The organism is Streptococcus sp. ZY171113 (genome assembly GCF_057748235.1).
The window spans coordinates 2,249,977-2,259,572 of the sequence record NZ_CM173243.1; the positions used below are offsets into that span (position 1 = coordinate 2,249,977).

Annotated in this window: 8 protein-coding genes and 3 tRNA genes; 5 read left to right on the top strand and 6 right to left on the bottom strand. The window is 46.1% G+C overall.

The window, feature by feature from the left end:
• Positions 1-255: 255 nt before the first annotated feature.
• On the bottom strand, positions 256-438 hold the full coding sequence (locus AC3ARB_RS10885) for a hypothetical protein (RefSeq protein WP_488320559.1): 183 nt from the start codon (positions 436-438) through the stop codon (positions 256-258).
• A 209-nt stretch (positions 439-647) separates the two neighbouring features.
• Positions 648-875 carry a hypothetical protein gene (locus AC3ARB_RS10890; RefSeq protein ID WP_488320560.1) on the bottom strand — a complete coding sequence of 76 codons (228 nt, stop codon included), beginning with the start codon at positions 873-875 and terminating at the stop codon, positions 648-650.
• 254 nt (positions 876-1,129) lie between these two features.
• On the opposite strand from AC3ARB_RS10890, the gene AC3ARB_RS10895 reads away from it, so the two are divergent.
• Both AC3ARB_RS10895 and AC3ARB_RS10900 read left to right on the top strand, forming a co-directional pair.
• Positions 1,130-2,752 carry an ATP-binding cassette domain-containing protein gene (locus tag AC3ARB_RS10895; protein ID WP_488320561.1) on the top strand — a complete coding sequence of 541 codons (1,623 nt, stop codon included), beginning with the start codon at positions 1,130-1,132 and terminating at the stop codon, positions 2,750-2,752.
• Between the two features lie 46 nt (positions 2,753-2,798).
• Complete coding sequence (locus AC3ARB_RS10900; RefSeq protein ID WP_488320562.1) at positions 2,799-5,345, top strand: YfhO family protein; 2,547 nt, start codon at positions 2,799-2,801, stop codon at positions 5,343-5,345.
• An 82-nt stretch (positions 5,346-5,427) separates the two neighbouring features.
• Here the strand turns inward: AC3ARB_RS10900 and AC3ARB_RS10905 are convergent.
• Both AC3ARB_RS10905 and AC3ARB_RS10910 read right to left on the bottom strand, forming a co-directional pair.
• Positions 5,428-5,499 (bottom strand) — tRNA-Glu (locus AC3ARB_RS10905).
• An 87-nt stretch (positions 5,500-5,586) separates the two neighbouring features.
• Positions 5,587-5,658: transfer RNA gene (locus AC3ARB_RS10910), tRNA-Glu, on the bottom strand.
• A 325-nt stretch (positions 5,659-5,983) separates the two neighbouring features.
• Between AC3ARB_RS10910 and AC3ARB_RS10915 the strand changes: the two genes are divergently transcribed.
• A tRNA-Arg gene (locus AC3ARB_RS10915) sits at positions 5,984-6,057 on the top strand.
• 16 nt (positions 6,058-6,073) lie between these two features.
• On the opposite strand, the gene AC3ARB_RS10920 is transcribed toward AC3ARB_RS10915, so the two are convergent.
• Together AC3ARB_RS10920 and rlmH are read right to left on the bottom strand one after the other, a co-directional pair.
• A complete protein-coding gene (locus AC3ARB_RS10920) occupies positions 6,074-6,742 on the bottom strand; it encodes a YoaK family protein (RefSeq protein ID WP_488320563.1) in 669 nt (222 codons plus the stop codon).
• Between the two features lie 10 nt (positions 6,743-6,752).
• Positions 6,753-7,232 (bottom strand): 23S rRNA (pseudouridine(1915)-N(3))-methyltransferase RlmH, encoded by a 480-nt coding sequence (rlmH, locus tag AC3ARB_RS10925; protein ID WP_488320564.1) that lies wholly within the window; start codon positions 7,230-7,232, stop codon positions 6,753-6,755.
• A gap of 132 nt (positions 7,233-7,364) precedes the next feature.
• On the opposite strand from rlmH, the gene AC3ARB_RS10930 reads away from it, so the two are divergent.
• Together AC3ARB_RS10930 and AC3ARB_RS10935 are read left to right on the top strand one after the other, a co-directional pair.
• Positions 7,365-8,567, top strand: a complete 1,203-nt coding sequence (locus AC3ARB_RS10930) for a S1C family serine protease (RefSeq protein WP_488320565.1) — start codon at positions 7,365-7,367, stop codon at positions 8,565-8,567.
• Positions 8,568-8,627: 60 nt separating this feature from the next.
• A complete protein-coding gene (locus tag AC3ARB_RS10935) occupies positions 8,628-9,413 on the top strand; it encodes a ParB/RepB/Spo0J family partition protein (protein ID WP_488320566.1) in 786 nt (261 codons plus the stop codon).
• Positions 9,414-9,596 lie beyond the last annotated feature (183 nt).

Genomic DNA, 9,596 nt, shown 5'->3' on the forward strand with positions numbered 1-9,596 from the left:
CTTTCTTTTTTTATGATATTCTAACTTAAAAATAAAAAAAAAGAAAGAGATTTTTTATGACATTCAAAAAACTGTTAAAATATTCTCTATTTTACTCTTAATTTTCATTCCATTGACCACTTCATCTGTCAGTGCTCGTAGCCAAGTTAGCCCCTTTGCCGTTGAATCTGGTCCAGCTGGCATAGCCAAACTATTTATACACGATGATAGGTCAACGATTTGGTGGTCTTATTCCCCAAATGTATCTGAGGGATACTATTTTACCGGTTTGGTGACAGTCACTTTTAGCAAGGGCAAAAACCCTGTGTACACTGTTAGCGGTAAAAATTCTATCGGAAATTCAGTTAGTGGTACTGTTGAAACAGGTCGAATTAAATCAGCAACTTTCTCAGGCACAGCATTTTTTAATAGTGGGAAGAGAGCTTCATTTAACATCATAGAACAAAAGTCCTACTATGGTGGTGGAAGTGGAATGAGAACACCAACTCCAGAGACAAACGCTTATATCAAATAAGAGAGAATTAGAATCTCTAGTCATTGTTACTCTCTTTCTATCTAAAAAACTGGCTGACGAAGATGTCCTGCCACCCATCTAATCGCCCCCTAGTTTACAAAAAGTTGACAACCTTTACTGGTATGTCAACTTTTTAGCTTTCCTTCAAGTCTTTCTTATAGTGCTTATAGATATCCTGTGCGACTAACACATTGCTGAGAACAATAGCTATGACCATCGCATAGAATTTCCAAGGCTTGTAAAAACCATTGAGGAGGTCATTTCTAAAGACAACAATCAGCCCGACTTGTGACAAGACCAAGTAAAGGAAGGCACCACCTAAACGAATTAAAAAATGGTTTCGAGTGTTCTTCTTAGACATGAAGTCACCTCATTTCTTTTTGATGATAGGATACAATAATCATTGAAAAAAAATCAAATCTACTGGTTCATAACTGGTAAATAAGCTAAGAATTAACAGTAACTTGACAAGGTTGACAACCTTGTCAAGTTTATCTGTTCTGAATAGTCTCGGTCTGCTCTGCTATTTCCCCGAAAAAGTCTAGGCTAAACCTTGAAAAAAATGGTGTTTTTGTGTACAATGAAAGGGATTATAAATAAATGAGGTAAACCAATTTGCTTACAGTTTCAGACGTGTCACTCCGCTTTAGCGACCGTAAACTTTTCGACGATGTTAACATCAAATTTACCGAGGGCAACACCTACGGTCTTATCGGTGCCAATGGTGCTGGTAAGTCAACTTTCTTGAAAATCCTGGCTGGTGACATCGAGCCATCAACTGGTCATGTGTCACTTGGACCAAACGAACGCCTGTCTGTTCTTCGTCAGAACCACTTTGACTACGAGGACGAGCGGGTCATCGACGTGGTTATCATGGGTAACGACGAGCTTTACAGCATCATGAAGGAAAAAGACGCCATCTACATGAAGGAAGACTTCACTGAGGAAGATGGTAACCGTGCTGCTGAGCTGGAAGGTACCTTTGCTGAACTGGGCGGTTGGGAAGCTGAAGCTGAAGCCTCTCAGTTGCTCCAAAACCTTAACATTTCTGAAGACCTCCACTATGCTAACATGAGTGAACTGGCTAACGGTGACAAGGTAAAAGTCCTCTTGGCCAAGGCCCTCTTTGGTAAGCCAGATGTTCTGCTCCTGGACGAGCCGACCAACGGTCTGGACATCCAGTCCATCACTTGGTTGGAAAACTTCCTGATTGACTTTGATAACACCGTTATCGTGGTGTCCCACGACCGTCACTTCCTCAACAAGGTCTGCACCCACATGGCTGACCTAGACTTCGGTAAAATCAAGATTTTCGTGGGTAACTACGACTTCTGGAAGGAGTCATCTGAGTTGGCTGCTCGCTTGCAGGCTGATCGCAATGCCAAGGCTGAAGAGAAAATCAAGCAACTCCAAGAATTCGTTGCCCGCTTCTCCGCCAACGCCTCCAAGTCCAAACAGGCGACGTCGCGTAAGAAAATGCTGGACAAGATTGAGCTGGAAGAGATTGTCCCATCCAGCCGGAAATACCCCTTCGTCAACTTCAAGTCGGAGCGTGAGATTGGTAACGACCTCTTGACCGTTGAGAACTTGAAAGTGACCATCGAAGGCGAAGTGATTTTGGACAACATCAGCTTTATCCTGCGTCCAGGTGATAAGACAGCTCTTATTGGTCAAAACGACATCCAGACAACAGCCTTGATTCGTGCCCTCATGGGAGACATCGACTACGAAGGGACAATAAAGTGGGGGGTAACCACTTCACGTAGCTACCTGCCTAAGGACAACAGCAAGGACTTCGCTGGTGGCGAATCTATCCTTGACTGGCTCCGCCAATTCGCCAGCAAGGAAGAAGACGACAACACCTTCCTGCGTGGTTTCCTAGGCCGCATGCTCTTCTCAGGTGACGAACCGCTCAAGCCTGTCAACGTCCTGTCAGGGGGTGAGAAGGTGCGTGTTATGCTGTCCAAGCTCATGCTCCTCAAATCCAACGTCCTGGTGCTTGACGACCCAACCAACCACTTGGACTTGGAATCCATCTCAGCCCTCAACGACGGCCTCAAGAACTTCAAAGAATCCATCATCTTTGCCAGCCATGACCACGAGTTTATCCAAACCTTGGCCAACCACATCCTGGTTATTTCTAAGAACGGTGTCATTGACCGTATCGATGAAACCTATGATGAGTTCCTTGAAAACGCTGAGGTTCAAGCCAAGGTTAAAGCCCTCTGGGCACAATAATCATAGCAGAGCTGGGCAACCAGCTCTCTTTTTCTAGGACACGATTATGAGAAAAAAATCCCTCTTTTATCTGGCCAGTTTCTTTATCCCCTTGACCATCCTGTCAATCGGTCTGGCAACTCAGAACATCTGGTGGGGAAGTGAGACGACCATCCTAGCCAGCGACGGTTTCCACCAATACGTTATTTTCGCCAATACCCTCAGGGATATTCTCCACGGAAAAGACAGTCTCTTTTATAGTTTCACCAGCGGTCTTGGCCTCAATTTCTATGCTCTCACCAGCTACTATCTAGGCAGTTTCCTCTCACCTCTGGTTTACGTTTTTGACCGAAGCAGTATGCCTGACGCCATCTACCTGATGACCTTGCTCAAAATTGGATTGACAGGCTTGACAAACTTTACATGTCTGTCAACTATCTATAAAAAGCTCAATCACTGGCTGGTTATTTCCCTATCAACTTCTTTGGCTCTCATGAGTTTTTCCCTCAGTCAGATTGAAATCACCATGTGGCTGGATGTCTTTATCTTGGTTCCCCTGATTTTACTAGGGCTCCACCAGTTGCTGACCAAGAAGAGCTGCTGGCTCTACTTTACAAGCCTGTCAAGCCTCTTTCTGCTCAACTATTACTTTGGTTTCATGACAGCCATCTTCGTCACCCTCTGGTTTCTGACCCAGCTCTCTTGGGACTTCAAAAACCGCTGGAAAAAATTAGGTGACTTCATTATCGTATCCCTCTTGGCTGGTTTGACCAGTTCGGTCATGCTCCTGCCAACTTATCTAGACCTCAAGACCCATGGGGAAAAGTTGACAGACCTGTCAAAATGGTTGACAGACCAGTCTTGGTATCTGGATCCCTTCGCCAAGAACATGCTAGGTGCCTATGACACGACCAAGTTCGGTTCCATTCCAACCATCTACGTCGGCCTTTTTCCACTTATTCTAGCTTTGGCTTTCTTTACAGTCAAGTCCATCAAATGGCCAGTCAAGTTGGCTTATGGAGCCTTACTCAGTTTTATTGTCGCCAGTTTTTATCTGGAACCCCTGGACCTCTTTTGGCAGGGCATGCACGCACCAAACATGTTCCTGCACCGCTACTCCTGGGTCTTCTCAGTTGTCATCACCTACATGGCTGCTGAAACCCTCAACCGTCACGACCAACTAACTATCAAGCGATTGCTTCCTAGCCTAAGTATCTTGACAGCTGGCTTTACAGGAGTGGCTATCTTCCACAAGCATTACGACTTTCTGACCCTGGAAAACTTTAGTCTGACCCTCTGCTTTTTGCTGGCCTATGGCGTTATTCTGATCAGCTATCATGGCCGACAGATTGACAGGAAACTTTACATCATCTTTACCGTTTTCTTTACCCTCTTTGAGACCAGTATCAACGGTTTTTACCAGTTGACTGCCCTCAACTCTGATTGGCACTTCCCCTCACGGGAGGGCTACGCTCGCAACTTGACAGACCTTGACAAGCTTGTCAAGGCTGCTGATGCGACAGAAGCGGATTTCTTTCGCTTTGAAAAATGGCTGCCGCAGACAGGCAACGACAGCATGAAACACGGCTACAATGGGATTTCTCAGTTTTCCTCCGTCCGAAACCGCAAATCCAGTCAACTCCTGGACAAGCTGGGCTTCCGATCTGACGGCACTAACCTCAACCTCCGTTACCAGAACAACACCTTGATTGCAGATAGCTTATTCGCCGTCCGTTACAATGTCCACGACAAGCCCATCAACAAGTATGGCTTTGACCTCTTTAACCAGTCTGGTAACCTCCTCCTCTACCGCAACCAGCATGCCCTACCTCTGGCCTTGTTAACAGGGGAGCCTTACCAGGAGATTGAACTGACCTCAAAAACCTTGGACAACCAGACCAAACTCCTCAATCACCTGGCTGGTTTAGAGCTCAGCTATTTCCATAAACAAACAACCACCAGTCCCCAAGCCAATCAGGAGCAGAGAATCACCACCCTCAAGGCCACGGACGGCTCCTCCTATGCGGACCTAAGCCTCTGGGTTCCCGGTCATAGTCAGGCCTACCTGAGCCTGCCCACCCTGACCAGCTCAAACGAGGACAACAAGTCCATCAAGGTGGAGTTGAACGGCCACATCCTCGACTACACACGAGACAATGCCTTCAGCCTGCTGGACTTGGGCTACTACGAGGAAGACACCACCCTCAATCTGCGGTTGGTGTTCCCTGAAACGGAGAGTGTCAGCTTTAACCAGCCCAATGCCTACGCTCTAGACATCCAAGCCCTTGAAACCGCCCTTGAGGCCATCAAGGCTCGGCCAGTTACCGCCAAAACCAAAGGCAATAAGGTACAGATTAGTTACCAAAGTCAAGAGGATAGTTCTCTCTTGGTCACCCTGCCCTATGACAAGGGATGGACAGCTCAACAAGATGGTCAGCCTCTGCCAGTCAAGGCAGCCCAAGAAGGCTTGATCCTGCTGGACGCTAAAAAAGGCCAAGGAGAGATCATCCTGACCTTTGTGCCACATGGGTTCAAGGAAGGTAGCTTGCTATCGCTCGCTGGCCTCCTCGGTTTTCTAGTTTTTCTGGGCCTCAAAGCCAAGAAGAAGCACTAAGACATCACCTCTCTGACTATTCCTCAGAGAGGTTTTTCAATTCAGAAAAACAAAAAAGAAGAGGCAACCTCTTCTTAACAGACACTCCGTACGGGATTCGAACCCGTGTTACCGCCGTGAAAAGGCGGTGTCTTAACCCCTTGACCAACGGAGCAGATAGATTTAAACTCTCACTAGTCTATCAACTAGTTTCCTTTAATCTATTAGGTTAGAAAAGAAAAACGCTAGATTAGCGTTGAGACACTCCGTACGGGATTCGAACCCGTGTTACCGCCGTGAAAAGGCGGTGTCTTAACCCCTTGACCAACGGAGCAGAGGTAACCTTGATTACTTTATTTATTTTAGCAGATAATAATTACTTTGTCTAGCCCTTTTTTCAATTTTTTTGATGAAATATCCAATTTTTTACACTGGCATTTTTTTCAGAGAAGTGCTGCACTTTTTAGATGAAAATTTTGGTATAATTTCCGTGAGATGAATAGAATAGTACCGAATATCGAGGTGTTTTCAAGAAAATTTCCGAAAAATTCATGTAACTCAAAAAGATAGTTGCCTGCATTTTTTCATGCGGTTGTCCTGTTTAAATCTTCTTGCGTATTGACAAAGCTAACCCATTTCTGATAGAATAAGACTGTTAAGGTTCCATAGCTCAGCTGGATAGAGCATTCGCCTTCTAAGCGAACGGTCGCAGGTTCGAATCCTGCTGGAATCAAAAGCAACCAGCCTGTTTAGGCTGGTTTTTCTGTTACGATAATATAATTGAGGATTAACAGTGGTAGCAAAAGCACAAAAAGGCTATGCTCAACAAAGTAAGCAACAATCAGGCTGGCTCCTAAAACCCCGAGCATAAAACCAAAAATCGCTGAAAAAGCTAGGTAGGCCTGTTGCCTGATGGCAGGATTTTTCTCCACTAAACCCATCACCAAAAGCTGGGAGGCGTTTTTCACGTTTCCGGTCATCATAACATTGGCGTAAGCCAGGCCCCTAACCCGTCGGAAAGTGTCCAAGAGCAAGGACGAGAAAAGGGCCAAAAGGGCGATGGTTGTATTGGAACCAATGGCTGGCGCTGGGCTGATGACGGCGGTGAATAAGAGGAGGACAAACAGCAATTTAGCCCCTAAGGCATGCCACCGCAGGCCTTTTTTTCTGGCCCACCGTCTAGCAACATAAGCCAAGACTTGCCCCAACATGAAGACCAGGAGGGGAAGAAGATAGCTGGCCACTTCTCTCAGACTTCCCTTGGCCAGGTTAACCATCATCATGATAACATTACCCGTCTGAGCACCTGCAAACCGCCCACCTTGAGTATGAAAGGTATAAGCGTTGACAAAGCCACTGATAAAGGTCACCAATAGGGTCACCCGTAAGCTTTCAAATATACGATAGGATTTGGTCATTTTTCCCCCTCTACTTATGGTAAGGACTGCCCTCAGCAATCATGAAGGCCCTGTAAATCTGTTCAACAAGGACCAGCCGCATGAGTTGGTGGGGCAGGGTCAAGAGCCCGAAACTCAGGAGTTGGTTAGCTCGTTTTTTAACCCTATCATCTAGACCCAGACTACCACCGATGATAAAGGTGATGGTCGAATAACCGCCTACCATCTTATCCTGCAGGAGTTGGCTAAAGTCTTCAGAACTGAATTGCTTGCCTTCGATAGCCAGAACAACAACAAAATCACGCTCCCCAACCTTAGCCAAAATCCGCTCGGCCTCCTTGCCCATGATTTGAGACTTTTCCACAGGACTGGCATTATCTGGGGTCTTTTCATCGGCCAGCTCAATCAACTCCATCTTGGCAAAGCGACCCAAACGCTTGGTGTACTCGGCAATGCCGTCTTTCAGGTATTTTTCTTTCAGTTTACCAACACTGATTACTTTAACTTTCATGCTTCCATTATACCACATTTCCACAAGTTATTAACAAGGTTTTCCACAGCTGTGGAAACTTTCTTTTTCCAACTGTTTAAGGTATAATTAAGTGAGCTTGTATAAGATAGGGGAAAAAAGCAGGAGGTTCTTATGAAAACACTATTCAAAAAACTGATGACCTTGTTCCTTGTCCTGATTGCAGGTGGTTTTGGCGGTGCAGCCGCTACCCTCTACCTGACCAACAACCAGGCCAAGACAGTCATTTCTCAGAAAACCAGTACCAATAACACGGAAAATAAGATTACTGTCAGTCAGACAGAAATCCAAACAGCCACCACCCAGGCCGTCAAGACCATTCAAGAAGCCGTTGTTTCCGTTGTCAACTACAAGACCAGCCGCAGCGGTTACAGCCAGATTTTTGGAGGCAACCTGCCTAATCAGTCTGACGAACTGGTCGTCTATGGTGAAGGATCTGGGGCTATCTATAAAAAGGATGGTCAGTTTGCTTATGTCGTCACCAACAACCACGTTGTCGAAGGAGCCGAAAAACTGGAAATCATCTTGGCAAACGGTAACCGACTGGACGGTGAATTAGTCGGTGCAGATACCTATTCAGATTTAGCTGTTATCAAGATTGCTGGTGACAACATCACCACTATTGGTCAGTTTGCGGATTCGTCAACCCTGACCTTGGGCGAACCAGCCATCGCTATCGGTAGCCCCCTGGGTAGCCAATACGCCAACTCCGTGACCGAGGGCATCGTTTCTGGTCTCAGCCGAACGGTCACCTCGACCAACGATTACGGTGAAACCGTATCAACCAACGCCATTCAAACCGATGCCGCCATCAACCAAGGTAACTCTGGTGGACCCCTGATTAACATTCAGGGGCAAATCATCGGCATCAATTCCAGCAAAATCACCTCTTCTCGTAGTCAAGTCGCTGTTGAGGGCATGGGCTTTGCCATCCCATCCAACGATGTGATTGCCATCATCAACCAACTGGAAACCAACGGTCAAGTCATCCGCCCTGCTATCGGCATCAGCATGGTCAATCTGGCAGAAGTGTCAAGTACAGTTTACACCGATTTGCAGATTCCGCTTGATTTAGCCAGCGGCATCATCATCTCCGACATCAAAGAAGGCATGCCTGCTCATGGCAAATTAGAGCTCTATGACGTCATCGTTGAAATTGAAGGTCAAACCATCAGCAGTGCCAGTGATCTGCAGAGTGTGCTTTACAAGCATCAACTGGGGGATACCATCAGCGTGACCGTCTACCGCAAGGGGCAAAAACAGACCTTTGACATCACCTTGACAAAGACTAATCAAGATTTGGGTGTGACAAGATAATTGACAGGACAGGCAACTCGCTTTACAATAGTGTAAAGCGAGTTTTTTGACGAGGTACCCATGACTGAACAACTCAAAACCATTCCTATTAAGCAGATTCATCCCAATCCCTACCAGCCCCGCCAGGTTTTTTCTGAAGAAGAATTGGCAGAGCTGGCCCAATCCATTGCTGAAAATGGCCTCATTCAGCCCATCGTAGTGAGGCAGTCTCCCATTGTCGGCTATGAATTGATTGCCGGAGAACGACGGTTTCGAGCCAGTCAACTGGCTGGATTGACCGACATCACCGCCATCATCAAGGACATGAGTGATCGTGACAGCATGAAACAGGCCATCATTGAAAACCTTCAGCGATCTGACCTCAATCCCATAGAGGAAGCCAGAGCCTATCAGAGTTTGATGGAAAGGGAGGGAATGACCCATGATGATATCGCACGGAGCATGGGCAAATCAAGGCCTTACATCAGCAACAGCCTACGCCTCCTCAACCTATCAGAGGACGCAAAAAAAGCCCTGATTGCCAAAACCATCAGCCCTGGTCATGCCCGCTTACTGCTCAGCCATTCCACCAAGGAACAAGACCAATGGTTAGACCTCATCATCGAGAAAGGATGGACAGTTCGGCAGTTAGAAGAAGCCATCAAATCAGGGAAAAAGCAGGAAAAAACAGCCAAGAGAATAGACCCCTTTGTAGCAGATCAGGAACTGGCCCTCAAAAAAGCTTTGGGCAGGTCAGCCCACATCAAACTGTCAGCTCAGGGAAGAGGAAGCCTGATTTTAGATTTCGACAGCTTGGATGATTTCCACAATCTTTTCCACAAAATAGTGAATATTGTGGAAAAATAAATAACCAAAAACAAGAATTTCCACAAGAAAAATAGGTTAAATTGCCAATAATAGCAACTAATCCACAACTTTTCCACAAGTTGTGGATTAGTTGTTTTCACAATGTGAATAAGTTTCAAAAACTTGTGGAAAACTCGGCTGCTTTATGATAAAATGTAAGAATACTGACCTAAGGAGGGGGAT